The 20987-nt window shown below is 43.9% G+C and carries 35 protein-coding genes and 4 pseudogenes; 7 read left to right on the top strand and 32 right to left on the bottom strand.

Annotation, left to right across the window (positions count from 1 at the left end; translation table 11 throughout):
- Genes V3224_RS20370 through V3224_RS20345 form a run of 6 tightly spaced genes read right to left on the bottom strand, consistent with a single transcriptional unit; the run spans window position 1 to window position 3558 of the window.
- Complete coding sequence (locus V3224_RS20370) at window positions 1-1506, bottom strand: phage tail sheath subtilisin-like domain-containing protein (RefSeq protein ID WP_334472419.1); 1506 nt, start codon at window positions 1504-1506, stop codon at window positions 1-3.
- Entirely contained in the window at window positions 1503-1775 is a 273-nt protein-coding gene (locus V3224_RS20365; RefSeq protein WP_334470392.1) for a DUF2635 domain-containing protein, read from the bottom strand. The genes V3224_RS20370 and V3224_RS20365 overlap by 4 nt, the downstream gene beginning before the upstream one ends.
- Window positions 1772-2308, bottom strand: a complete 537-nt coding sequence (locus V3224_RS20360; RefSeq protein ID WP_334472418.1) for a phage tail terminator protein — start codon at window positions 2306-2308, stop codon at window positions 1772-1774. Before V3224_RS20360 ends, V3224_RS20365 begins: the two co-directional genes overlap by 4 nt.
- Window positions 2308-2850 (bottom strand): hypothetical protein, encoded by a 543-nt coding sequence (locus V3224_RS20355; RefSeq protein WP_334472417.1) that lies wholly within the window; start codon window positions 2848-2850, stop codon window positions 2308-2310. Before V3224_RS20355 ends, V3224_RS20360 begins: the two co-directional genes overlap by 1 nt.
- Complete coding sequence (locus V3224_RS20350) at window positions 2831-3238, bottom strand: phage head closure protein (RefSeq protein ID WP_334472416.1); 408 nt, start codon at window positions 3236-3238, stop codon at window positions 2831-2833. Before V3224_RS20350 ends, V3224_RS20355 begins: the two co-directional genes overlap by 20 nt.
- A complete protein-coding gene (locus V3224_RS20345; protein ID WP_334472415.1) occupies window positions 3235-3558 on the bottom strand; it encodes a head-tail connector protein in 324 nt (107 codons plus the stop codon). Before V3224_RS20345 ends, V3224_RS20350 begins: the two co-directional genes overlap by 4 nt.
- A gap of 122 nt (window positions 3559-3680) precedes the next feature.
- On the opposite strand from V3224_RS20345, the gene V3224_RS20340 reads away from it, so the two are divergent.
- The gene (locus V3224_RS20340) at window positions 3681-4553 is read left to right on the top strand and encodes an IS982 family transposase (RefSeq protein ID WP_334467716.1); all 873 of its coding nucleotides are present in this window, start codon (window positions 3681-3683) and stop codon (window positions 4551-4553) included.
- A gap of 110 nt (window positions 4554-4663) precedes the next feature.
- Here the strand turns inward: V3224_RS20340 and V3224_RS20335 are convergent, their stop codons facing one another.
- The 6 genes and pseudogenes from V3224_RS20335 to V3224_RS20310 all read right to left on the bottom strand — a co-directional run bounded on the left by V3224_RS20335 (window position 4664) and on the right by V3224_RS20310 (window position 10500).
- The gene (locus tag V3224_RS20335; protein WP_334472414.1) at window positions 4664-5884 is read right to left on the bottom strand and encodes a phage major capsid protein; all 1221 of its coding nucleotides are present in this window, start codon (window positions 5882-5884) and stop codon (window positions 4664-4666) included.
- 10 nt (window positions 5885-5894) lie between these two features.
- Window positions 5895-6404: pseudogene (locus V3224_RS20330) on the bottom strand (HK97 family phage prohead protease); the annotation flags it as partial.
- Between the two features lie 134 nt (window positions 6405-6538).
- A complete protein-coding gene (locus V3224_RS20325; RefSeq protein ID WP_442890774.1) occupies window positions 6539-6691 on the bottom strand; it encodes a hypothetical protein in 153 nt (50 codons plus the stop codon).
- Complete coding sequence (locus V3224_RS20320) at window positions 6684-7922, bottom strand: phage portal protein (RefSeq protein WP_334472413.1); 1239 nt, start codon at window positions 7920-7922, stop codon at window positions 6684-6686. The genes V3224_RS20325 and V3224_RS20320 overlap by 8 nt, the downstream gene beginning before the upstream one ends.
- Window positions 7923-8069: 147 nt before the next feature.
- Window positions 8070-9782: a terminase large subunit gene (locus tag V3224_RS20315; RefSeq protein ID WP_334472764.1), complete on the bottom strand. Its 1713-nt coding sequence runs from the start codon at window positions 9780-9782 to the stop codon at window positions 8070-8072.
- Between the two features lie 241 nt (window positions 9783-10023).
- Window positions 10024-10500 carry a phage terminase small subunit P27 family gene (locus tag V3224_RS20310; protein ID WP_334472412.1) on the bottom strand — a complete coding sequence of 159 codons (477 nt, stop codon included), beginning with the start codon at window positions 10498-10500 and terminating at the stop codon, window positions 10024-10026.
- A 217-nt stretch (window positions 10501-10717) separates the two neighbouring features.
- On the opposite strand from V3224_RS20310, the gene V3224_RS20305 reads away from it, so the two are divergent.
- Both V3224_RS20305 and V3224_RS20300 read left to right on the top strand, forming a co-directional pair.
- Window positions 10718-10969, top strand: coding sequence for an AbrB/MazE/SpoVT family DNA-binding domain-containing protein (locus tag V3224_RS20305; RefSeq protein WP_334468965.1), 252 nt, complete (start codon window positions 10718-10720; stop codon window positions 10967-10969).
- The gene (locus V3224_RS20300; RefSeq protein ID WP_334468962.1) at window positions 10963-11313 is read left to right on the top strand and encodes a type II toxin-antitoxin system ChpB family toxin; all 351 of its coding nucleotides are present in this window, start codon (window positions 10963-10965) and stop codon (window positions 11311-11313) included. The genes V3224_RS20305 and V3224_RS20300 overlap by 7 nt, the downstream gene beginning before the upstream one ends.
- A gap of 20 nt (window positions 11314-11333) precedes the next feature.
- On the opposite strand, the gene V3224_RS20295 is transcribed toward V3224_RS20300, so the two are convergent.
- Genes V3224_RS20295 through V3224_RS20285 form a run of 3 tightly spaced genes read right to left on the bottom strand, consistent with a single transcriptional unit; the run spans window position 11334 to window position 12119 of the window.
- On the bottom strand, window positions 11334-11588 hold the full coding sequence (locus V3224_RS20295; RefSeq protein ID WP_334468959.1) for a hypothetical protein: 255 nt from the start codon (window positions 11586-11588) through the stop codon (window positions 11334-11336).
- A gap of 17 nt (window positions 11589-11605) precedes the next feature.
- Entirely contained in the window at window positions 11606-11956 is a 351-nt protein-coding gene (locus V3224_RS20290) for an HNH endonuclease (protein WP_334472411.1), read from the bottom strand.
- Window positions 11937-12119, bottom strand: a complete 183-nt coding sequence (locus V3224_RS20285) for a hypothetical protein (protein WP_334472410.1) — start codon at window positions 12117-12119, stop codon at window positions 11937-11939. The genes V3224_RS20290 and V3224_RS20285 overlap by 20 nt, the downstream gene beginning before the upstream one ends.
- Before the next feature lie 55 nt (window positions 12120-12174).
- Here V3224_RS20285 and V3224_RS20280 point away from each other — a divergent pair.
- Window positions 12175-12695 (top strand): annotated as a pseudogene (locus V3224_RS20280) (transposase); the annotation flags it as partial.
- 195 nt (window positions 12696-12890) lie between these two features.
- A pseudogene (locus V3224_RS20275) lies at window positions 12891-13346 on the top strand (transposase); the annotation flags it as partial.
- Here V3224_RS20275 and V3224_RS20270 read toward each other — a convergent pair.
- The 9 genes from V3224_RS20270 to V3224_RS20230 form a co-directional block, all read right to left on the bottom strand.
- A complete protein-coding gene (locus V3224_RS20270; RefSeq protein WP_334472407.1) occupies window positions 13306-13521 on the bottom strand; it encodes a hypothetical protein in 216 nt (71 codons plus the stop codon). The pseudogene V3224_RS20275 and the gene V3224_RS20270 sit on opposite strands and share 41 nt — an antisense overlap.
- A gap of 13 nt (window positions 13522-13534) precedes the next feature.
- On the bottom strand, window positions 13535-13801 hold the full coding sequence (locus tag V3224_RS20265) for a hypothetical protein (RefSeq protein WP_334472763.1): 267 nt from the start codon (window positions 13799-13801) through the stop codon (window positions 13535-13537).
- 229 nt (window positions 13802-14030) lie between these two features.
- On the bottom strand, window positions 14031-14510 hold the full coding sequence (locus tag V3224_RS20260) for a lysis protein (protein WP_334472406.1): 480 nt from the start codon (window positions 14508-14510) through the stop codon (window positions 14031-14033).
- Window positions 14507-14902 carry a hypothetical protein gene (locus V3224_RS20255; RefSeq protein ID WP_334472405.1) on the bottom strand — a complete coding sequence of 132 codons (396 nt, stop codon included), beginning with the start codon at window positions 14900-14902 and terminating at the stop codon, window positions 14507-14509. The genes V3224_RS20260 and V3224_RS20255 overlap by 4 nt, the downstream gene beginning before the upstream one ends.
- A gap of 14 nt (window positions 14903-14916) precedes the next feature.
- Entirely contained in the window at window positions 14917-15135 is a 219-nt protein-coding gene (locus tag V3224_RS20250; RefSeq protein ID WP_334472404.1) for a hypothetical protein, read from the bottom strand.
- A gap of 218 nt (window positions 15136-15353) precedes the next feature.
- Window positions 15354-15542: a hypothetical protein gene (locus V3224_RS20245; RefSeq protein WP_334472403.1), complete on the bottom strand. Its 189-nt coding sequence runs from the start codon at window positions 15540-15542 to the stop codon at window positions 15354-15356.
- Entirely contained in the window at window positions 15542-16081 is a 540-nt protein-coding gene (locus V3224_RS20240) for a BRO-N domain-containing protein (RefSeq protein WP_334472402.1), read from the bottom strand. Before V3224_RS20240 ends, V3224_RS20245 begins: the two co-directional genes overlap by 1 nt.
- 174 nt (window positions 16082-16255) lie before the next feature.
- Entirely contained in the window at window positions 16256-16753 is a 498-nt protein-coding gene (locus V3224_RS20235) for a lysozyme (RefSeq protein ID WP_334472401.1), read from the bottom strand.
- The gene (locus V3224_RS20230) at window positions 16746-16937 is read right to left on the bottom strand and encodes a phage holin family protein (RefSeq protein WP_015873861.1); all 192 of its coding nucleotides are present in this window, start codon (window positions 16935-16937) and stop codon (window positions 16746-16748) included. The genes V3224_RS20235 and V3224_RS20230 overlap by 8 nt, the downstream gene beginning before the upstream one ends.
- 100 nt (window positions 16938-17037) lie before the next feature.
- Here V3224_RS20230 and V3224_RS20225 point away from each other — a divergent pair, with 100 nt between their 5' ends.
- Both V3224_RS20225 and V3224_RS20220 read left to right on the top strand, forming a co-directional pair.
- Complete coding sequence (locus tag V3224_RS20225) at window positions 17038-17316, top strand: type II toxin-antitoxin system RelE/ParE family toxin (protein WP_334472762.1); 279 nt, start codon at window positions 17038-17040, stop codon at window positions 17314-17316.
- Complete coding sequence (locus V3224_RS20220; RefSeq protein ID WP_334472400.1) at window positions 17316-17621, top strand: HigA family addiction module antitoxin; 306 nt, start codon at window positions 17316-17318, stop codon at window positions 17619-17621. The genes V3224_RS20225 and V3224_RS20220 overlap by 1 nt, the downstream gene beginning before the upstream one ends.
- Here the strand turns inward: V3224_RS20220 and V3224_RS20215 are convergent.
- The 8 genes and pseudogenes from V3224_RS20215 to V3224_RS20180 all read right to left on the bottom strand — a co-directional run bounded on the left by V3224_RS20215 (window position 17603) and on the right by V3224_RS20180 (window position 20962).
- Window positions 17603-17920 (bottom strand): hypothetical protein, encoded by a 318-nt coding sequence (locus tag V3224_RS20215; protein WP_334472788.1) that lies wholly within the window; start codon window positions 17918-17920, stop codon window positions 17603-17605. The two genes, V3224_RS20220 and V3224_RS20215, sit on opposite strands and share 19 nt — an antisense overlap.
- Window positions 17917-18183, bottom strand: a complete 267-nt coding sequence (locus V3224_RS20210) for a DNA N-6-adenine-methyltransferase (protein ID WP_442890768.1) — start codon at window positions 18181-18183, stop codon at window positions 17917-17919. Before V3224_RS20210 ends, V3224_RS20215 begins: the two co-directional genes overlap by 4 nt.
- Window positions 18184-18185: 2 nt before the next feature.
- Window positions 18186-18425 (bottom strand): hypothetical protein, encoded by a 240-nt coding sequence (locus V3224_RS20205; protein WP_334472399.1) that lies wholly within the window; start codon window positions 18423-18425, stop codon window positions 18186-18188.
- A complete protein-coding gene (locus V3224_RS20200; RefSeq protein ID WP_334472398.1) occupies window positions 18422-18811 on the bottom strand; it encodes a hypothetical protein in 390 nt (129 codons plus the stop codon). Before V3224_RS20200 ends, V3224_RS20205 begins: the two co-directional genes overlap by 4 nt.
- A complete protein-coding gene (locus V3224_RS20195) occupies window positions 18808-19011 on the bottom strand; it encodes a hypothetical protein (protein WP_334472397.1) in 204 nt (67 codons plus the stop codon). The genes V3224_RS20200 and V3224_RS20195 overlap by 4 nt, the downstream gene beginning before the upstream one ends.
- A 175-nt stretch (window positions 19012-19186) precedes the next feature.
- A pseudogene (locus tag V3224_RS20190) lies at window positions 19187-20037 on the bottom strand (ATP-binding protein).
- Window positions 20034-20669, bottom strand: a complete 636-nt coding sequence (locus tag V3224_RS20185; protein WP_334472396.1) for a hypothetical protein — start codon at window positions 20667-20669, stop codon at window positions 20034-20036. The pseudogene V3224_RS20190 and the gene V3224_RS20185 overlap by 4 nt, the downstream one beginning before the upstream one ends.
- Window positions 20651-20962, bottom strand: coding sequence for a replication protein (locus tag V3224_RS20180; RefSeq protein ID WP_334472395.1), 312 nt, complete (start codon window positions 20960-20962; stop codon window positions 20651-20653). The genes V3224_RS20185 and V3224_RS20180 overlap by 19 nt, the downstream gene beginning before the upstream one ends.
- Window positions 20963-20987: the final 25 nt, after the last annotated feature.

Genomic DNA, 20987 nt, shown 5'->3' with positions numbered 1-20987 from the left:
TCACACTACCTCACCTTGGTTATATTGCAGCCTGAATTGATTCGCCAACGCAAATACACGTAATTGATTGATATAATCCGCCGGAAAGACGACATCAATTCGATTAGCGTCATTTCCGTTACGTTCAACGATAAGATTTTTACGAAAAGCATCAAAATTCTCGACAATGCCTTCTTTTTCCAACTGACGATAAACCGCACAGAGTTCGCCTTTAATCACGGCTGGCGTCGCAATCGCTTGCCCTGACCCTGACCCAAATCGAGTACCATCACTAGCCAGTTTTTGCCGCCCGTATTTGCTGGTGATGACGGATTTTAATCGCCGCAAAACATAGGCACTGGTATAGAGTGTTTCACTGTCCAGATAGCTGTTATCGGCGACGCCGTAACTGTTTTTCTGATACGTCGTTACATCGCGCTGAATGCGTAATACGCCACCTTCGACATTGGCGGTGGCGATACCGTGTGAAAGCAGTGATTGCTGCTCTGTCAAGGTGAAGCATTTGCCCGACGGTGCGGGTAACACCCCGTTTAACTCACCTGTATGGGTGGGTCTGGCCGGATCATTACGCAAAAATATCGCGCACCGTGCCAGTCGTGCCGCAACCAGTTCATCCAGCGCAGTTTGGGTCGCTTTCTCATAGCCTGCAATGGTGAGATGCGGATCATTAAGCGTGTCGCCAAAAGCGACCAGTTCACCGACCGTCCCTTTTTTTGCGGTATAAACATGACCGTACAACTGCTGATAGGGACTCCAGCGCCCGTTCTTGTCGTTCATCGCCGCGCCCATCTTTTGCAAAGAGGCAGCATCAGAGAAAGGCAGCCCAATAAAATCAAATAATAAGTCACCCATTGCGCTGATAACGCTATCCATATCGGGTGAGCCAGCGCCGCCACTCATGGCAGTGATGGTAATATTGAGACCGTGAGGCGTAGTCTCCCCGCCTGTCGGCGAATAGTAATTCATCATCAAGGGAATATCGTTGCCGGTTAACCCTTTATGTTTTGCCGTCAAGCTGATTTTGTCAGCATCTATCGTCACGGTGACGGGTAAGTCCTCGTTATCGTTAATGGCCTTGCCAAGCGCGGCGGCAACCGTATTCGCCGTATCCGATTTCTTGACGGCAGCTAAAATACGTTGATTGCCGATATACAGCGTGACGACACCAGAATCGGTTGCTGTCCCGCTAATCGTGATGTCGCCTTTTGCTTCAGTGCCCGTTGTTTCAGGTACAGCAATGACAAACAGTTCACCGATAGTATCAATCCGGCGATATGCTCGCACCATGCGGTGTAACTGACTGCCACGACCGGCTAATTGTTGCATCATTTCTGCCGAGGGCATGATCATCGGTGAATTCAAAGTCATTTGTGCAGTGGGTAATGCATAACCAATGAGCAAGGCAGGCCCACTTGTTTGCATCGTATTGGCAGCGCTGTTATCCATTTCGGGATAAAAACCAGGCACACGCAGATTAGCGTTTACGGTATTAAAGCTAATGGTCATTCCTGCGTCTCCTCTTTAGCTTTTTTGAATTTGGTTCTTGCGGGATCAGTCGTTTCTTGCACGATTGGGGGATTATCAGATTGACTCACTTCTTCAATATCATCGTCCTGTTTTCTTCTGATCCAAAAAAGCGTTTTTTGAACCTGCAAACCTTCTTCGGGCAGATATTTCCCAAAATATTCTTGGGTATCGCGCATATATTGAGGAATAGGCACTTTTCGCCCGTACTTAGGCTTAATAAAAACAATTTCTGGTTGTGTCCCCATCATGTTATCTGTATCTCCAGATGCGATTTTACGTTGCCTGACTGTTCGTTCATATCAATAGCAACCGTATGTAAATCAGGTAAATTATTCAGGTCGGCGTATTGCCGGGTATCTTCGGCGTTAATTTCGGTTTCCGCTTTAAAATTAAATTGCCAGATCAATTCATCCTGGTTCATATCCAGATATTCATCGTCCGCATATTCAATCGCACCGTAGGCCGGATCAGGACTCCAACCCAGGAGCGCGCGCCAGATTTCACTGCGTACTTCATTAATCAAATCACAAGAGGCGTATTGACCGCGTTTATCGATGTTATTAAGCATGACAATCACAGAAAACTGGTCGGTTAACACTTGCCAATAATCGGTTTGCGAACGTTGTTCGCCAACAGTAGATCCACCAGGGACTACATACGCTGACGGTAATTGCAGGTAAGTACATTCGAGGGCAGCACCATATTCTGCCGTGCCGCCTATCCGTTGTTCAAAGCGGGGGCAATAAGTACGCAGCGCACTAATAACGGGGCTGAGTTTCATTATTTCTTCCTTTTTCGGGGTTGAGGCCGAAGTGATTGTCGAAGTTCGTCGCTGAGCGTGTGCTGTGTCCAACCTTTTAATTTTTCCAGCGCGCCAACCATATAGTTTTCACGTGGCGCAATACGCCAGCCACCACTCTTGTGATGACGTTTTTGTCGCCGATGCTGTTTAGACATGCCGTAGGACGCGTAGCGAACACCGTAATAGAGTAGGGCAGGATAGTAAGTACCCTGTATGGGTATCCCGCCTCGTCCCCATAGATTTTTCCGTTTTTCGCCTTTCCAGCTTGGGGCGATCTTGACCATCAGCCCTGGACGTTTTTTCGAGGCTCTCGGGACGTTATATGCAATGGAACGTGCTAGCGCTCCCGTTTGACTTGCTGGCGTTTCGCCTGCTCTGGAAGAACGCCCGCGTATGCGTCTGGCTAACCGTCTGGCAACATGAGCATGCGCCTGACCGATTTTTGCGAAGCCTTTTCTCAACCGCGCACGATTAAAAACCAGTTCTTTGGGTTGTTCAAAATCAATATGTAAAATGTCCATGCGTCAGCCTCCTTGGCGGTTCATGCCCTAATTCTTTACATTCCAGCAGCCAAAAACGGTGGGCATAATTCAAATCACGGACTCGCTTAACCTGGAACACCTTATCTTGAATAATCACTTGATAATCACGCTTAATATGACGGTCGTGGCGATAACGAAGCGTAATAAAATGGGTGATTAAATCATTAAGTTGCGCAGAGTTTTGATAGATTGTTGCGCCAACCTGCATGACCTTTGCCCATGCCTTAAAGCCATCAGGATAGCTATCATCAAATCCCACCTTGTCATCAGGCGTATTCCGATGACGACGAACCGTAATCCGCGTATTGAGTTCTCCTGGATCGGGATACCTATACGTGGCACTGGTTTCTACATGTCGTAGTTTCATAGAGGGATAATCCGATAAGGCTGCACATTCCATTTAAAACTCATCGGCAACTCGATTTTTTGTACCTCCGATACTGTCGAGCGATTTTCGGTGTAATACGAGACCAGTAACAACATGGCGAGTTTGATATCATCCGTGAGATGCATGCCGGTAGGGTCATCAGCAGGGATTGCGGATTTGGGTGCGTACAATTTTCGATTCAAATACGTTTCGGTTCTCGCTTGTACAGCGCTGCCATAAAATTCAAGCAAAGCATCTGCATCCGTCATATCGGGTTCCACTCCGCATTGTGCCTTAATTTCTTCCAGTTTTAGCAACATAAGTAACCTGAGTTCGGGATAAGAAATAAAGAGAAAGTCTTGATATTCAAATAGTTGAATGAGCCTGTTTTGTTAAAATACTCTAACAGTCTGGTTAAAGAGTAGAGCATTGTTAAACAATTATGGAAAATCTTACTGAACTTTATTGCCTGATGGATGATTTTTGCAAAGACTTCGAGCCAAAAATGCATGAATATTTGCTGACTAACGGTACTAAGCGTCGTAGACGGTCTACTCAGCTTTCGTTGGCGGAAATGATGACACTGGTTGTGTTGTTTCATCAACTCCGATTCAGGCAATTCAAGGTATTTTATCTCTATTATGTCCGCTTATATCTCCGGAAGGAATTTCCTAACTTGCCATCCTATTCACGCTGTGTAGAGTTACTTCCGCGTAGTGCCTTAGCGTTAACGGCACTGTTTGAGTCAATTAAGGGAAAATGCACGGGGCTATCGGTTGCCGATTCTACTCCGATAGCGGTGTGTGATAACTTACGGATCCGCAGACATAAAGTCTTCAATGGGATAGCTGAACGGGGAAAAAATTCAACAGGTTGGTTCTTTGGTTTCAAGCTTCATGTAATTATCAATCATTTGGGGGAAATACTCAGTTTTCGACTCACACCAGGAAACACCGATGATCGGAAACCATTGCCTGAGCTGACAAAGGATCTTTCTGGTTGTTTGTACGCAGATAAAGGGTATTTATCGGCTTCACTGAAACAGCAACTCAAAACGATGGGAATTAGCCTTATAACGAATATCAAGAAGAAAATGAAGCCTATTAAACAGACTTGTTTCGACAAAGCCATCTTGCGTCATCGTTCTGTCATTGAAACGGTATTTGATGAGTTAAAAAATCTTTGTCAAATAGAGCATACGCGACATCGCTCTCCGGCTAACTTTGTAGTGAATTTATTAGGCGGACTGGTTGCATATTGTTTAATGCCATCTAAACCAAAGATACCTGTTGCAGGTACGTATCTTCAAGTATAATTGATAATGCTTATCCCGAACTCAGGTTAAGTAGCTCCTATGCCCGCCGAATGACGGGCATAAAAAAACCGCAAATGGCGGTCATCTTGGTTTTTTAAGTTGTCCAGGGATTAAGTGGGCTTGCCAACCAGCGCCTTGATAGCGGCAGTATCTTCCAGTACACAATCGAAACGATGGAAAGCGACAAAGGCGGTCTGGTCATACTCGGCATACCGTTCAACCAAACGCTTTAGTGTCATATAGCTGACGCGCCGGACGATAAAGCGGTTAAAGTCACCGCAGTAAATGAACTTTTTCCCTTTACCGATATCAGCAATAGCTGGATCAATCACATAAGGGATATTGAGCACAGTCGCTGGCGCGACGCCGACAATTTCCGGTAGCCATAGGGGACGCTTCTGGGCATCTTCCATTCCACTGAGCTTTTTTAACGTATTATCGTTAAACACCAAACGGAAGGTGACGCCATTGCGATAAGCCGGATCAATGCTGTGTTTTAATGCCAATATTTCTTGCCACGTGAACTTGTCTACTGCTGCGGTATTCGTTGTCCCAGTCACCGAAGCTTCGAGTCCTTTGGGTTCAAGGGGGGTACCCGCACCGCTACCTTGCACTAAATATTTTGCTTCGCCGCGTCCCAGCCGTTGGGCAATACGAGCAGCCAGGTAGCCTTCAATATCAACGCCACTGTCTTGCAATAATTCATTGGAAACCTTAATTATTTTTGATGATAGCTTTTTTACGCCCAGGCTTGCCGTGCCAAAGGTCACATCGCCTTCGCTGACCGCCGTATTTTCTGCAAGCAGTTCCCCCTCTTCGGCCGTGCCATCTGATGTACTCCAGGTAATCGCCTGGCCGTCGGAAGTCATGATAATTTGCGCAACGCTGGCAATACCGCCATACGCTTTCATCGAATCGACGATTTTGTTTAACATCACTTTCGGCACGGTATAGCCGCCTTTGTCGTCCGCAGAGACCCCCTGCGCCCGTAATTCGCGTAATGCATGCCGCTCTTCTGAACTCATCTCACCCAGCCCGCAACGCAAGAATTTGTCGAATGCCGCGCTGCGACGCTCGCTTTCCTGTTCTGGGTTGGCTTTATTCAGTGCCTGTCGCTGTTCATCGGCCTGTTCATCGACAACCGCCTGATCCAGTTGGCGCAATTCCTCTTCACGGGTTATCTGTTCATCGATACTTTGCAGCGATGCCTTGGCCTTATTCCACTCAGTACGTTGTTCATCCGTCCAGGCGTTATCGCCAATTTTTTCATTGAGCGCCCGCATATCGGTCGCTACAGTCTGGCGTTTTTGTTGCAACTCGTGGAGTTTCATCTTGTATCCTTTAAACATTTAATAAAGTCAATAGACGCTCGCGCGCCATTCTTTGGTTGATGGCGTGTTGAAGCACACCGGTTTCTTTTGCTTCCTGCCAGGCTTTTAATGATCGGACAGCCGAATCCGTATTCTGATAGGCGGGATAGGTGACAGGACTGACATCGAAAAGCCGTGAAAGCCGGAGGATTTCACGTATTACAATGCCTTCATCGTCCTCATACCAATGCTCACCATCATGAGCAACGCGAAATCCAAATGATGATTGGTCAATATCGCCTCGTCGCATTGGCTCCAGCACCAAGTTGCGGATTGTCTGGGTATCGGGTGCGGAGATGTCGTACTGCAAACCGCGTTCATCCACCGATAACGCCAGTGTTCCTGCTACCGTACGACCAAGAATGAAATTGGCATCGTGATTAAATAGCGCTCTGACATCATCATTGAGCACACCATCAAATGCACTGGGCTTGATAATCTCTCTAAAGCCCCATAATGGCTCTGAGCGACTATTGAACACGAGTTTCGCACGGGCATATAAAATTCTAGAAATGGCTTCAGAACAATAATTAATCTGTAACTTGCTAAGACGTATAAATTTACTTAAATTACAATAAGTTATTTTTAATTTATGAGATTTTTTCTATTTATATATTATGCTGAATTAAACTTAAAAATAGAGCGTTTTTTTATTGGTGCGAAACTCGTGTTGAACACAGAGCCATAGCCAATAATTCGTGATGGCTGGGCATCTTGTTGTTCAGTTCTGATTTTTCCGCTATAACAGCGCATTTCCCTGTCAAGCATCAGCAATTTCCTCTTTGATTTTTTCTTTTGTCTCGTCATCTGTCGTGAAAGGGATCGGGTTGGCTGCGTTAACACTAACCAACATCTCATCGAGTCCATCAACCGGATTCATGTCTTCAAACGCACGAGCTTCATTGCGACTCATCCAACCATCAATAATGGCGTAATGATAGAATTGAGCACGTTCTTGGGGGGTTCCGCGCATCAAACCAGCGAGATTAAAACGTACGTAAAAGCCCGCACGTCGTTCAGCGCGAGTAAATAGACGACGGTTAAGCTCCTGCTCCCAATTAGCCACCCAAGGCATAATGCTATAGCGTACAAAGTGAATGGCTTGCGCAGTGATATTGCTGTAGGTGGCTTTCTCCAAATCGTTAATCATATGTGACGGCAAATTAAAAATACCGGCAATCATTGAACGATTCAGTTTCATCATGTCAATAATTTGTGCATCGACTGGCGAAACGGTCAGCGCCTTGTAATCTAAATCCGCTGGCAAAAGTAGCGTTTTATTCTCCTCACGCCGTAATACCAACATGGCGTTGGCCCATAACTCCTTTAATCGTAGCCAGCCGTCGTCTTTAATTTCTCCTTTTACTGAAACGATGCCGCTAGGTCGGCCATTACCGGCAAAGAAACTGGCAGTATAGTGTTGTCCACTCATGCCGATGCCAATCGTATCAGCATGTTGCAAAATCGGACTTAACCCCATTTTCTGGTTATTGCCCAGTGCTTGAATGAGGATCATATCGTCCATCGATACTGCAAAATGGCCTTGTTCGTTGTAAACGCCGTAGGTATAGCGTCCTCCCGTATTCATCAGTGTGGTTTCCCACGGCATACAGGCTTCCAGTGATAGCACCTCACCGCGACGAGAGCGCATCACGCGCGTAAAACCATTGCCCCAGCCCAAAATATGCCGTTGAGTTAATTCCCGCCACTTGTAACTCGTTTGCCACGTATTTGGCTCATCATGAACCAGATAGAACGCAGGATGATCGCGGCCAATATCGACGCCTTTATCCGTTTTTCTCATCACATGCAGCGGCATCTGGGCAATATTTGACGCTAGCACGGTGATACAGGAATAGACGGCGGCCAGTTTCAGCGCGGTTTCAGGATTAACGTAGGTACCTGATCGGAATAGTCCGTCTGTCTCTGCCATCTCTGCACTAATACCCGTTTTGGGGTTTTCCAGTGGCTCATGGCGGAAAATGGCATCAAGTAGCATGTCTCCTCCTCATGGCGGCTAATAGCGCCCATGTCAGCACGAGAGTACCGGAAAACATCAGTGAACAGGGCAGACCAAATTGCAGGTACACCCCAGCGGAGAGCAAGCCAAAACCGACCAGCCCGATAATATCAATGATTAAATGTTTCATAGCATTAGGAGATCTTCGATAGGATCCAGTGTTGAGAGAAAATCCGTCTTATTACCGCCGTTAACTAATACGCGACTCATCGCAGTAAACAAGGCGACAGGCCCATCTATTTTTGCTTCAGGCGTTGATTTATTGGGAAAAATGTTATCGTTTTTATCGATTTTTACCGTGATATTCGACATCATCCAGTTCATTAACGGGTTTTGTGTATGATGCAGACGTTCGCTATAAACCAGAGCTTCCACCTCTTTCATGGCTTCGGATAAGTTTTTTACCGTTTGCGGCACCTCAACCAGCGGCAAAGCCTCTTCAGCAAGCGATAAACTGAATTGCATTGCACTCCACGGATCGAAAGCAATTTCTTTCAGACTTTCCCGTGACACCCAAGCCTGTAGTTCTTCCTTGATTTGTGCATGATCAATAACATCACCCTCCGTTAAGGTGAGCTTATCCAGTGCCGCCCACTTACGGTACATTTCTGCCATTTGGCGTGAGCAGCGCGCTAGCCGTCCCTCTGGGAGCCAGAATTTACCATCGAGAGGAACATGACCCTCATTCGTCCGCCAGACTTTAACTGCCGCACAAATATCAATTTTGTTTGATAGATCAACGCCTACCCACAGTGGATAGGTGTTTAATTCATGCTGTGGCGCGATATATTTGCATTTTTCCCACTTGATCATGTCCATCCATGCTGATTCCGCCGTTACCCACATATTCATGTGCTTGGTAAAAAAGTTCACACGGGCGGAAACCTGCTCTTGTGCTTTTTTTGCCAAGCGGCGTAAATCATCCCAGCGTTTACAGATACCCAAGCCGGGATTCGCTTTTAACCAGACGCTTTCATCAAAGGGATCGTCGTTTTCATCGAGCGTATAGATGATGGCAAAAAAGGTATCATCTTTGATTGCCCCTTCAACCTTGCTATCAACACCGCACAATACCTTAATGGCGTAGTCTCGAAGTTCGTAGCAAATGCCTTCCTTGTTAAATCCCGCCGTGGTGATACCAAAAATTAGCGATTGCAGACGTGCACCGGTTGCTGTTTCCAGCACATCCCACACATCACGGGTCTTGTGAGCGTGAAGCTCATCGACTATTCCGCAGTGAATATTTAACCCGTCGAGACTGTGAGCATCTGAGGATAGCGGTTGAAATCGAGAGGCAGAATGTTCTTGATAGATAGCCAGCTTATTAAATTCAAAAAAGCGTCCAAGTGTTAGCGGAGCCTTTTTAATCATGATTTTGGCGTCCTCAAATACAATGCGAGCCTGATCTCGCGTGGTCGCAGCGGAGTAGACTTCTGCACCCCCTTCGCCGTCCGCCCACGTCATGTACAGGGAAATCCCCGATGAAAGCGTGGACTTGGCGTTCTTTCGCGCCACTTCGTTGTAGGCAGTACGAAAACGCCGCACCATCACAGGCTTACCGCTGCCGTCAGACTTGAGAACAATTTCACCTGTTTTCTCATCAACCAATGGGATAACAAAACCAAAAATATTGATCAGAATAAAGATGTGCCAATCCATCAGTTCAATCGGCTGACCCACAAGGTCGCCTTTGACGTGCGGGATAACTTTATAGAAATTAAGTACATGCTGAGCGCGAGGCTGGCTGAAATAAATGCCTCGCTCTTCGCTGTTTTTAAGGTCATCCAGAAAGCGTAGACAGGCCAAGCGGACATATTCACGAGTTTCGCACAGGCCTATAAAATTCTAGAAATGGCTTAAAAGTAATGATTAATCTGCAAGTTACTGAAATGCATAAATTCACTTAATTTACAATAAGTTATATTTAATTTATAAGGTTTTATCTATTTACATATTATGCTGAATTAAACTTAAAAATAGAGCGTTTTTTTATTGGTGCGAAACTCGTGATATTCACACGCCAGCACTTCGCCAGACGCCACGCGCTCGGCATAGCGGATGCCTTCCGCAACCGTTGCCATTAATCCTCCCGTTGACTTAACAATGCCGCAAACGGATCTGCTGTCTCTGCCTCGTTAACATTGACCTTTGAGCGACTCGCGGGCGTCATGCCGAATTCTGCTTGCATCCTGCAAATACGCTTCCACGCATCGGCCATCATGGCGACTTGCGGATGAGGACGGATCATCACGCTGCCATCGGCTGAGGTTGTTTTATAAGAATCCCCTTCCTGCTCGATAATGTCACGGTGACGCCTCCACTCGATATAAGCACCAACCAGTAACTCAAGGGCCATGCCATCAAGAACGGTCATCACTCCCATAGCTTCTAGGCGTTCGCCAAGAACCTTAAACCAGTAGCGTTCTTGTTTATTGAAATGTTTTGGTGTTGGGGGGATCCCTTTTTCGGGTTGTGGTTCATTTTTATTGATTGCCCTTTTTGAAGGGTTACCCCTGACTAAACGTAGATGGGTCGGGGTTTTTGGTGGCCCTGACATAATTGAAAACTCCTATTAATCACGCTGTTAGGGATACCCATAAAAAGTTTTCTAACCTGCGGCGATGTAAGAAAGGGAGGCCATTCGCTCCTAACCTGTTGTTTATATAGTGATTTTACCTCCCCCCCATCTCTTTAAGTATAAACAATGTATAATTTATTTGATGAAAACCGCAAGAAGTTATACAATAGTTATACTTAATGTAGTGGAGGGGTATATGCGTGTTGCTATCAAAAAATGGGGAAATAGTGCAGGAATGATTATCCCTGCACCGGTCTTAGAGAAACTGCATTTCCAGATAGGACAAGAGCTTGTTGTGGAGGTCAGAGGCAATGAATTGGTGCTTAAAGCAGGGAAGCCTAAGTATTTGTTAACAGATCTCATTAGGAAATGCGATTTTGATGCTGATCCTGTCTCAGATATAGATATCTGGAAAGAAAGTGCTCCTAAAGGAAATGAAGTATGGTGAAGCGCCCAGGCTTTCAACGTGGTGATATCGTCTCTGTTACCTTCAATCCTGTTGTAGGGCGTGAAGAGCAAGGAATAGAGCGGCCTGCTTTGGTGTTAAGTACGAAGGAATTTAATCAGCTCGGCACCGCGCTTGTTGCCCCGATCACTCAGGGAGGGCACTTTGCTCGCGAGGCGGGATTCGCTGTATCATTGTCTGGCACTGGCATACGTACGCAGGGTGTTGCGCTGATTAATCACATTCGCATGCTCGATTTAACGGCTCGCTCGGCTAAAATTATTGAAAATGCGCCGAAAGAAGTGATCGACGAGGCTCTCGCTATTTTACAAGCAATCATCGATTGAATAATAAATCTACTTTGATTTCAACACGTCGCAAGCTTCCAGCAGATGCCATAAAACATTTGAACCTGAAATGACTGGATATGGGGCTGGCTCATTTGCCGGACGTATTTCACGCATTCAAAGCGCGATGCACGGCCTGTAAGAGCTTCCATATCATCTATTTTACAGAATTTTCCCCATCCTAGACTTCTGCTAAGTAATACCCAGAAGTCTTCATTTTGTTCCGCTTGAACGATGAATCCATTGTGATGAAAATAAGCACTAAAAATTTTCATACAATCTCCGCTAAATTTTAATGAGTGCCTTCACTGGCTGTTTTAGCGCGGTGACAAACATGACAAATTGCTTGCAAATTGGTGTCGTCATCGTTACCACCAAACGCCTTTGCCTTGATGTGGTCAACGGCTTTAGCTTCGGTAGCGATCCCTTGTCGTAGGCACGTTTGGCAAAGGTAGTTATCACGCTTAAGAATTTTGGCTCGAAGGATTTCCCAAGCACGTCCATAGCCCTGTTGCTGCCGCGTTCTACCGCGTTGGTGCTGAACCCAGCCTTCGTTTTTGTGCTGCTCACAGTAGCCATATTGTGCTGTAGTGGTATTGGGGCAGCCGTGTTTGCGGCAAGGTCTAGGAATTCTGTTGGGCATAATGATTTATCATGATAATTTCATATCCTGCCAACACAGCCCATTTATTATATTCCACTGCTGAACGATAAATATCAGAATAAATATCTTTGGTTTCATTGGCGAGTTTTTCAACGTGATCAATGATTATTTCATGTATGCTTATCTGGCACGAGTTTCGCAATCTCCAAAAAAGAAGTATAAATTTAAAAACAAGAAAAAATCAGGGTGTTCATATTTTGTCGGGTTATCCATGTATTAAAGATATCTATAAAATATTCTTACAAGTAAGCAGTTTAAGATACTCTGGTTTAGCGTTATCAGGAGTCAGCCCATCGCCTTTATCTCATGACACTGTTAGCCGATGGCTAAAAAGTAGATGTTTTAGACCTAAAGACCTATGGCGATTAGTTGAACCTTCTATAGACAAAAAAAGCCCTTGCGTACTAATTGCCGATGATACATTGATTGCCAAAACACGTAGTAAAAAAATAGAGATGGTCCATTATCAATATTCAGGTAATGAACATGAGGTTATTGCTGGCATAGGTTTAGTTAATTTGCTTTGGCATGATCTGACGAAGGTTGAATCAATTCCTATCAATTATCGTATTTATGATAAAGATTCTGATGGAAAAATAAAAAACACGCACTTTTCCGAAATGCTCACTCTTGCTAAAAAAAGAGGGATCATGCCAGAAGCCGTAGTGATGGATGCTTGGTATTCTAGCCTGGATAACCTGAAATCAATTCGCTCTCATGCACGAGTTTCGCACCAATAAAAAAACGCTCTATTTTTAAGTTTAATTCAGCATAATATATAAATAGATAAAACCTTATAAATTAAAGACAACTTATTGTAATTTAAGAAAATTTATGTGTTTTAGTAACTTGCAGATTAATCATTACTTTTAAGCCATTTCTAGAATTTTATATGCCTGTGCGAAACTCGTGTCATGGTTGGATCTGGGTAACCACGCTGAGGAAAAATAGGATTGTTAACCATAACAAACAACTGAACAAGTTAGACATCTCAGAAGAAGGAACGTCAATACACTTGCGAGGATATGGTTGGGTAACCGTTTTCAAATTTACAGCCAAAAACGGCCGTATTGATTACATAGTAACAAACAAAGAGAATCACACCCTTCAATACGTCAAATCTATCATGGATGCCCGTTGGTCTGTTGAAGTTTATCATCGAGAAGTTAAACAAAACTGTGGTATTGAACGCTGTCAGGCTCGCACGAGCTGAGCGCAAAGAAATCATATTTTTCTCGCTATTTCTGGGTGGTTTGAACAACATAAACGTCGTATATCTGAAAAAATAACCCTTTATCAACAAAATTGGGACGTAATCAAAAGTGCTATTACTGAGCAAATCCGTGTTTTATTAGCGTACCCAAATTAGTTTTGTGCGAAACTCGTGTCTGGGATTTGTTACCGAAAAAACAGGATGGAGCAATGCCCAATTCGTGTATAAGAGATAGTCTGTTTTCAAGAAATTCAATCCGTGATTTAATTTTTTCTTTTAGAAACACGCAGTGACCTATTGCTTCATAATGTGGCGCTTGATTTAATGTCATTTTTAATTCCTCTTTATAATTTACCCAACATCTTAATGGTTCGAGCATGTCTTTTCTGTATTCTAGACAAAGCCTCCATAAAAGGATCTTTGGCATTTTTAACCGCTTCAATATCGTCATCTTCACTTGGCGATTCAGGTAATGGCATCCAATGGCTGGCTGTGCACGTTTTCTGGATACCTTGACAACAATCTGCATGGTGAAAGTGGTAATTACCAAGATAAATACCGACCAGACATTCTTTTCTATCCTTTCGATAAATAAGCACTGTTTCGTTAATATCTGGCAGACGAACACTACCACGAGTTTCGCACCAATAAAAAAACGCGCTATTTTTAAGTTTAATTCAGCATGATATATAAATAGACAAAACCTTATAAATTAAATACAAATTATTGTAATTTAATAAAATTTATGTGTTTTAGTAACTTGCAGATTAACCATTGCTTTTAAGCCATTTCTAGAACTTTATATGCCTGTGCGAAACTCGTGACTACAAGAAATCCAGTTCATTCATTCTTCGCTTCCTGTTGATGAGACAAGACGACTCGCCGCACATAGTCCTGCAAGCCGTTTATCTGCTCTTCCGCAATTTCGATTCGCCGTCTGAGGGTGAAATAATTTCGTTGAGCGGTGTAGTCAAGTCTGGCGCGGGTTGCATCATCCAAGCCGGAGGGGGTGGTATTGGCGGACACATTGGAACAGGTTGCTTTGACGTGCAACCGGCGACGACTAGTAGCCACATCGCGCTCAAGCTGGGTAATAAGTTTTTTATCATGTTCAAGTGCTTTGGTGTGTTGTGTATCCAGATCTGAGATGGTCTGCATTTGATGGCTTAACTGCTCGAATGCAATCTGTTGTTTTTCCCTATCCGATACGGCAATCTTTCGTGCTTTTTCAGCGTCGTAATACAGTGTCCGGTAATACAGGGTTACACCTGACATTAAGGTCAGTAGCGCGCCGATAACAAGAGGAATTTTCCAGTTCATTTTTCTACACAATACGCTATGCCGTTAATTGATCTCAATGTTTCAAACTTTACCTCAAATATGGTTTTCGCTTTTTCGCAGCGCGCTTTTGATGAAAATTCCTGACTACTTACTGAAGCAAAGTCAGTTTCTGCAAAAGGGGCCGCATACATGGCAAAAATCAATATCCACATGGAGTAATCCTCATTATTTTTTGATTTGAGGCTGATACTTTCCAGCCCAGACTTTGGCAACATGTAGGCAATCGGCAAAAATCTTACCTTTTGCGCTGGCAGTATTGCGGCGATAATGTTCTTTGCTATGTCTGCACTGATCCGTGCCACAGATTGGTCATATCCTTGTTTCATCAATTCAGTGATGACATGTTTTTCAATAAATTCCAGGTTGTTCACGATAACGCTCTACTTTATTCAAATGACATATTGCTAAATTTCAGGTTTGCCCATTCGCTTTCTGGTGGTAACATAAGCATTCCTCTATCATCTTTAACACCAATATCCGAGATCATATCGCCAAATTCATTAAGCAGTGCGTTCATATACTTGATACCACGATGGTTCAACTGTGGAACTTTGCCGGCGCAAATTATTGCTCGTGGATCTGCTTTTTCGCTGAATGATGTCATCAGTTTTACATAAAACTTAGCTCTCCATTCCGCAGGTTTTCTGTCTCCGACACGAGTTTCGCACCAATAAAAAAACGCGCTATTTTTAAGTTTAATTCAGCATGATATATAAATAGACAAAACCTTATAAATTAAATACAAATTATTGTAATTTAATAAAATTTATGTGTTTTAGTAACTTACAGATTAACCATTGCTTTTAAGCCATTTCTAGAACTTTATATGCCTGTGCGAAACTCGTGTCCGAGATAACCATCAAGCAAAGGCATCAGAAAATGGCGACTGACTTCGATATCACCGGTCTCATAGCGGTAGACAGGGCGACGATTCGTTGCCATCAGGTAATACATATAAGCTTCAGCAACACGCCAGCAAAAAAACTCATGAGGTTGGACAATCTGTTTCATTATTTGCCCCCGCCGATCAGCTCGAAGGATATCTGGCCTATTTCAGTTACTAACTTCTGTGCTTTCTCCAACGCAGGCAGATCATCCTGTCGCTTACGTAAGCGGCGACCAGCATCAGATGAATCTTCATCAGATACTTTACGAGCTGAAGCAACAATATTTTGCATCTGTTGGATAGTGTGACGCACATCATTCGGATGGTATTCATTTTCCATCAGATCAAGCGCCCAACGCCGAAGTTCCTTTGCTACCTCGGTTTCTGCCAACATGCCGAGCAGATGCAGACCACGTAACGAGAAAATACGGGTTTTTGTTCTTAAGTTTCCACAACCCTTTGATTTCCCCGAGGTCACTGTAACGATGACCTCGGTCATGCTTGGAGAAAACTCGTCGCTATTTGCGTTGTAAAGGTTAGTTACTGATTTTACATGTGCATAGCCGAGCATTTTCGATGATTGCTTGGCAGTGAACCACAAGCTGCCATCTCCACGATCATATGTAGATACCGCATGATTCTTAAAGGTCAGTGCAGTTTGCATAGTGCTTATCCTTACTTAGGTAATGAACCTTTGGCGCATAGGAAGTCAGCCCGTCGAAGGCAGCACTAGCCAGCTGCTTCCTCAAAGGCTCATTCCTAAACAAGGTTCGACATGTAATTGGTGATTAGTGCATGCGCGGCACCGATAGAAAAAGCCTTGAACGATAACCAAGGCTCATTGAGTTGGATTGATGAGTGAATTTGGATTTAAACAAATTTCCCGTTCTACCTCCCTGCGGTTAATCAGCCCGTTTGATACCTTTCCTTCATCGTATTTCCATCGTCGCATCTGGTCACAAGCGCCTTGAATATCTCCGGCATTCAACTTTTTAATCAGCGTTGAATTGGCAAATGCTCCAGTGCCGATATTGTAAACAAATGAAGTTAAGGCAGCTTTCTGCAAATCAGTGAGTGGCACAGTGACATAACGTTCAACGGTAGAGTGTGCTACCTGCAAATCCTGCTTCATCAAATCGTTGCATTCTTCTTCGCTATAAATTTCCCCGGTCGTAACGTCCTTGCCGGTATGACCGTGACAGACGGTGAGCACACCGCCACTATCACGATAGGGCTTATAGCGCTTACCTTCGTGCCACTGCACCAGGACGGCAGCCAGTGCTAGTACACCTCCTGCCGTTGCAGCCACAAGGCGTTTTTTAAGTTGGCTATTCATTGAGATTTCTCGTTCGATAACGATATTCCTTGTGCCGGTAATACCAGTTCAGCCCAACGGTCAGCACTGAACAGATAATACCCGTCACCAGTGCCCACTCACTGAGTGATAGCGCACCGCATAGAAATGTCGTCGCGCTGGCACCATAGGCAGTGCCCGTTGTGTATTTTTCAATGTTATTCATAGATAGGTTTATTTATTTCGAGAGTTTGAATGATGGAGTGTTGCGTACTGGGGAACATGTGTTATACTGCCCCTTGTTACGCAACAAAATAAGTTTTTTTATGATTAAAAGCTTTAAACACAAAGGATTACGCCAATTTTTTGAAACAGGTTCAACTGCGGGCATCAATGCTAAACAGGCTAATAAAATACGTTTACGTTTGGCGGTTATCGATGCTGCGCATCATGTTAAAGATATAGACAGACCAGGCTACAGTCTCCACCCTCTAGCAGGTGATCGAAAAGGCCAATGGTCAATTATTGTAACGGGTAACTGGCGAATTACTTTTGAGTTTATCGATGGTAATGCACACATTCTTAACTATGAGGATTACCACTAATGACTATGTTCAATCCACCGCACCCTGGGGAAATTATTGCAGAGACATTGGATAACCTAGATGTTGGTATCCGTGAATTGTCCAGAGCACTTCAGGTTGCACCTTCTACAACCCAGAGGCTAGTTAGCGGCAACGCTTCTGTATCCCCTGAAATGGCGATTAAGTTGTCTGCTGTGTTGGGCGGATCTGCTAAATTTTGGCTTAACCTACAAGATAACTATAGTCTTTGGCTAGTGGGGAAAAAGGTTGATACGACTCAATTACATCGATTAGTATGTTTTTCAAATCATTCGTATGTAACATAAAACCCATCTTCATTCTTTTCAGAATTATGACGCCTAGTTACTTTTGCTTTTGGCATGAAAAAAACAGGCGTATTTTTGCTAACTGTAAATTCATAAAAACCACCGCGATTAATAATTGGGAAAAGATGATTATTTCCATCTTTATCATCAAAACAATTAGCCATAGCCATTACAGGATAAAAATAAGTATCCCATTTACTATGCCATTCTGAAAATTGAGCCCACCAATCAGCAGGAACGGGAGTAATTGTTTGTATTTTTATGGATTCAGATACAATAATGTTATTTTGATTTTTCATAAATAATTCCATCGATATGTGAAGTTTATTAATCCAAGACATAATCTTGCGCTATATAGCGGATTACAGAAGATAGCCTCCTCGTTATTCCAGTCGCATTTCAGTGCGTCTTGCTGTTCAGTTAAAAACGCTTTGCATAGCGCGTTGCTTTTATCGGCGGCAGCATCCAGCTTAAAACCAAATTCAGCATCCAGTGTTTTAAAAACGTCAACAGGTGTTCGCCATCTGTCTTTGAATGACTTTGGTGTATTACTGATTAGCATATTTAAACCACGGTAGGATTTTTGTATAACGGAGAATTCCAGACTTTGTTAATCATGCAGCGTGGCGTAGGTTGGTTATTTCGGCTTTCTTCAAGTTTCACCGAAACATCCCACAGTTTTTTATCAGTATTCAATGTTTTCTCAATATGATAGCCCTTCTCGGTGTATTGCTTAACCAGCCTATTGGCTTGTCGTGTGCTAATGGCTTCATGTCGAAACCAGCTTTTTCTTGGGTATCTCATTCTATCACCCAACTTGAATGATAGATTTTTGATAACCTATCTATTGCATTTAGAGGTTGAGTTTTTTTGCGAGAAGTAATTGTCTGTTTTTTTATAAGTGCTCGCGCGGGCAAGGAATCATACCAACTAATTAAAAGCCCACCGTCTACATATTTACCCTCTTCATTATAAAAAAATCTAGCTTCAAATCCATGAAGCTCTAATATATTCAATATTTTTTGCGCGATATGCGGCATAAAAGTATTTAAATCACAGTATGGTTCATCTCTTATTATTACCGAGCAATAATTGTTATTTGCAGCATCAATAATTTCTTTCTCTATAAACTTAAAGTGTTTTGTTAAGCCATCTTCACTAATTTTTTTAGCTTCTTTTGCCGTTATCATTCAATCACCTCGCTTACGCCAATAAGCGAAATCCCGGTTATGTCAGCATTTAATCGTAAGTCTCCACGCTCTGAGGCTAATTTCAATTCAAAGTTTGAAATATCCCTCATTCCTGATTTTTGTTGAAAAATAATTAACAAATCAGTTTTACTAATCTCGTCGAGGCGAACAACACGTCTCGTTTCATCAGTAATTTTCATTTTTGTTTACCCTTCTTGTTTTGTGGCGTGACCGACAACTCCAACCAGTGAGTGACAATGAGGCCGAATTTATCCCGTGAGCCTCTCTAAGCGATTTTTAATCCTAACTGGTGCGTTTGAGTGCCTTGTGGTTAGAAAACGCCGTCACGGGCGTTTTAGGTGCCTTAAAATCGATTCATGCAGCCATGCGTGAACGGTAACTGCCCCACGTGAACGTCAAAGTGCAACCGCCACCGTCGTTCATACGGTCGATAACGCGCTCCCCGATAAATCCGGCCAGTTCGTTCAATGCCAGATTGCTGATAATTATCGTTGGCTTCATGCTCTCGTAACGCGTGTTAATAACCTCAAACAAGATCATTTTTTCCGCTTCGCTACCAACTGCACACCTACTTCGTCGATGATGAGCAAGTCAGACTGGGTGTAGCGCTTGATGACATCAGCTTCTGAGCACTCCGCGTTTTTGACCCAAGTTGATTTAAACTCACGGGCAATTCGCAGAACTGTCGTGAATAGCGCTGAATTTTGGTGCTCGTTGATAACGTGCTTGGCAATCGACAGAGCAAGGTGATTCTTGCCGGTTCCTGGCTTACCGCATATCACCAAACCGCCACCCTGCTTAAGGCGTTCAGGCCAATGGGTGGCATAGGCATTGCAGAATTTTAAGCAACGTGCCGCATCAGGATTCACTGGCTCGTAGTTATCTAGGGTCACATTGGCAAATCGTTCCGGCAGGTTCAGGTTATCCATGAGCATTTTAATTTTGCTGTGCTTGCGTTGTTTCTCCCGCTCTGCTTCGGCTTGCTCCAACTGGGTTAATTTTTCGGTCAGGCAAGCAGGGCATTCGGTTTTTGTCTCAATCCCTTTGCCGTGAAGTGCAATCCTGCGGCAACGTTGTTTGAATAAGCCGTGCCTGTCACAGATGGCCTCCCTCTCCTCGTAAACCGTTTGCTCTAATGGCTTGGGTGGCGCATTCAGGTCTGCCAGTTTTTGGCGTACGGCGGTAATTTCTGTGTTGTAGTTCATAGACCCTCCCTCGACAAACACTCCCTCGCCCAATCAGGTAGCTGCGGTTCCCCATAGTCCTTGTCAGCAAAGCTATCTGCGACAGAGTGGGTCTTGGCCTGCTGGGTTCGTGCAGGGTGTTGCGGCTCAAACAGTCCTTGCCAACCATTGGCGATACTGGCGTTAATAATTTCTTCAGGCTGATGTCCGTTATCGCGGCACTTGCCTAGCAGCTTGATAGCCTGAATTACCGTCTGCTGGGATTTAATCGGCTTGTTAATTTCCTTGCGGTACTGTACCCAAGAATCCCAAGTTGGTTTTGGTAGCCAGGCAGGAAGTTCTACCGAGCTTGGGTCAAACGATTTTGATTTTGCCGCAAGGGGGACTATAGGGGGTTTATATAAATTGTCTTTTTTGTCTTTTGTAATAGTGTCTTTTGTGTTTCCCTGTTTTGGGGAAGAGCTATTACCCATTTTGGGGAAGGTTTTCTTCCCTGTTTCGGGGAATGTTTCCCCCTTTTGGGTATTACCTTTTTTAGGGAATGATTTCTTCCCCTTTTCGGGTAAGTTTTCCCTATTTTGGGCATTACCCTTTTCGGGTAAACTTTGCCACTCAGAAACAACTTTGTTAACCCCTATGCAATTTCCATCCATAAGAAGAAATTTACGTGCCAACAGTTGATTTTTGGCAGTGCAAACGCGCGTCTCTGGGATACTGTTATTTTAGCTATCTGGGAATTAGTGATACGGTCAACTTTTTTATTAAAGCCGTAAGTTTTACGAATAATTGCAAGCATTACTTTTTGTTGGTGAAGTTTAATATTTGCCATCAACAAGGCATCAAGAAGGGTATTTGCTAACTTCACATACCCTTCTTCCAATTCAGCAGCATGAGGCTCTGTGTTCTCATTCACAGTGCCAAAATCCGCATAAGCAACGTTAGTCATAACAAACTCCTATAATTATTTTAAA

This window comes from Arsenophonus sp. PmNCSU2021_1 (assembly GCF_036919435.1).
GTDB lineage: Bacteria > Pseudomonadota > Gammaproteobacteria > Enterobacterales > Enterobacteriaceae > Arsenophonus > Arsenophonus nilaparvatae.
Note: the sequence above shows the minus strand (reverse complement) of the source record. Positions and strands in the feature narration are given on the sequence as shown.

What these genes read in the sequence shown, in the direction of transcription:
- V3224_RS20215 (WP_334472788.1), bottom strand. Translation starts at nt 17,920, where the DNA reads ATGAAAAATCAAAATAACATTATTGTATCTGAATCCATAAAAATACAA.
- V3224_RS20200 (WP_334472398.1), bottom strand. Translation starts at nt 18,811, where the DNA reads ATGATAACGGCAAAAGAAGCTAAAAAAATTAGTGAAGATGGCTTAACA.
- V3224_RS20205 (WP_334472399.1), bottom strand. Translation starts at nt 18,425, where the DNA reads ATGAGATACCCAAGAAAAAGCTGGTTTCGACATGAAGCCATTAGCACA.
- V3224_RS20300 (WP_334468962.1), top strand. Translation starts at nt 10,963, where the DNA reads ATGGTGAAGCGCCCAGGCTTTCAACGTGGTGATATCGTCTCTGTTACC.
- V3224_RS20225 (WP_334472762.1), top strand. Translation starts at nt 17,038, where the DNA reads ATGATTAAAAGCTTTAAACACAAAGGATTACGCCAATTTTTTGAAACA.
- V3224_RS20250 (WP_334472404.1), bottom strand. Translation starts at nt 15,135, where the DNA reads ATGACATCATTCAGCGAAAAAGCAGATCCACGAGCAATAATTTGCGCC.
- V3224_RS20335 (WP_334472414.1), bottom strand. Translation starts at nt 5,884, where the DNA reads ATGAAACTCCACGAGTTGCAACAAAAACGCCAGACTGTAGCGACCGAT.
- V3224_RS20320 (WP_334472413.1), bottom strand. Translation starts at nt 7,922, where the DNA reads ATGCTACTTGATGCCATTTTCCGCCATGAGCCACTGGAAAACCCCAAA.
- V3224_RS20230 (WP_015873861.1), bottom strand. Translation starts at nt 16,937, where the DNA reads ATGAATAACATTGAAAAATACACAACGGGCACTGCCTATGGTGCCAGC.
- V3224_RS20350 (WP_334472416.1), bottom strand. Translation starts at nt 3,238, where the DNA reads ATGAAACTACGACATGTAGAAACCAGTGCCACGTATAGGTATCCCGAT.
- V3224_RS20235 (WP_334472401.1), bottom strand. Translation starts at nt 16,753, where the DNA reads ATGAATAGCCAACTTAAAAAACGCCTTGTGGCTGCAACGGCAGGAGGT.
- V3224_RS20180 (WP_334472395.1), bottom strand. Translation starts at nt 20,962, where the DNA reads ATGACTAACGTTGCTTATGCGGATTTTGGCACTGTGAATGAGAACACA.
- V3224_RS20185 (WP_334472396.1), bottom strand. Translation starts at nt 20,669, where the DNA reads ATGGATGGAAATTGCATAGGGGTTAACAAAGTTGTTTCTGAGTGGCAA.
- V3224_RS20355 (WP_334472417.1), bottom strand. Translation starts at nt 2,850, where the DNA reads ATGGACATTTTACATATTGATTTTGAACAACCCAAAGAACTGGTTTTT.
- V3224_RS20370 (WP_334472419.1), bottom strand. Translation starts at nt 1,506, where the DNA reads ATGACCATTAGCTTTAATACCGTAAACGCTAATCTGCGTGTGCCTGGT.
- V3224_RS20270 (WP_334472407.1), bottom strand. Translation starts at nt 13,521, where the DNA reads ATGACATTAAATCAAGCGCCACATTATGAAGCAATAGGTCACTGCGTG.
- V3224_RS20290 (WP_334472411.1), bottom strand. Translation starts at nt 11,956, where the DNA reads ATGCCCAACAGAATTCCTAGACCTTGCCGCAAACACGGCTGCCCCAAT.
- V3224_RS20245 (WP_334472403.1), bottom strand. Translation starts at nt 15,542, where the DNA reads ATGAAACAGATTGTCCAACCTCATGAGTTTTTTTGCTGGCGTGTTGCT.
- V3224_RS20260 (WP_334472406.1), bottom strand. Translation starts at nt 14,510, where the DNA reads ATGAACTGGAAAATTCCTCTTGTTATCGGCGCGCTACTGACCTTAATG.
- V3224_RS20195 (WP_334472397.1), bottom strand. Translation starts at nt 19,011, where the DNA reads ATGAAAATTACTGATGAAACGAGACGTGTTGTTCGCCTCGACGAGATT.
- V3224_RS20345 (WP_334472415.1), bottom strand. Translation starts at nt 3,558, where the DNA reads ATGTTGCTAAAACTGGAAGAAATTAAGGCACAATGCGGAGTGGAACCC.
- V3224_RS20210 (WP_442890768.1), bottom strand. Translation starts at nt 18,183, where the DNA reads ATGCTAATCAGTAATACACCAAAGTCATTCAAAGACAGATGGCGAACA.
- V3224_RS20220 (WP_334472400.1), top strand. Translation starts at nt 17,316, where the DNA reads ATGACTATGTTCAATCCACCGCACCCTGGGGAAATTATTGCAGAGACA.
- V3224_RS20365 (WP_334470392.1), bottom strand. Translation starts at nt 1,775, where the DNA reads ATGATGGGGACACAACCAGAAATTGTTTTTATTAAGCCTAAGTACGGG.
- V3224_RS20305 (WP_334468965.1), top strand. Translation starts at nt 10,718, where the DNA reads ATGCGTGTTGCTATCAAAAAATGGGGAAATAGTGCAGGAATGATTATC.
- V3224_RS20310 (WP_334472412.1), bottom strand. Translation starts at nt 10,500, where the DNA reads ATGTCAGGGCCACCAAAAACCCCGACCCATCTACGTTTAGTCAGGGGT.
- V3224_RS20340 (WP_334467716.1), top strand. Translation starts at nt 3,681, where the DNA reads ATGGAAAATCTTACTGAACTTTATTGCCTGATGGATGATTTTTGCAAA.
- V3224_RS20240 (WP_334472402.1), bottom strand. Translation starts at nt 16,081, where the DNA reads ATGCAAACTGCACTGACCTTTAAGAATCATGCGGTATCTACATATGAT.
- V3224_RS20360 (WP_334472418.1), bottom strand. Translation starts at nt 2,308, where the DNA reads ATGAAACTCAGCCCCGTTATTAGTGCGCTGCGTACTTATTGCCCCCGC.
- V3224_RS20325 (WP_442890774.1), bottom strand. Translation starts at nt 6,691, where the DNA reads ATGCTTGACAGGGAAATGCGCTGTTATAGCGGAAAAATCAGAACTGAA.
- V3224_RS20295 (WP_334468959.1), bottom strand. Translation starts at nt 11,588, where the DNA reads ATGAAAATTTTTAGTGCTTATTTTCATCACAATGGATTCATCGTTCAA.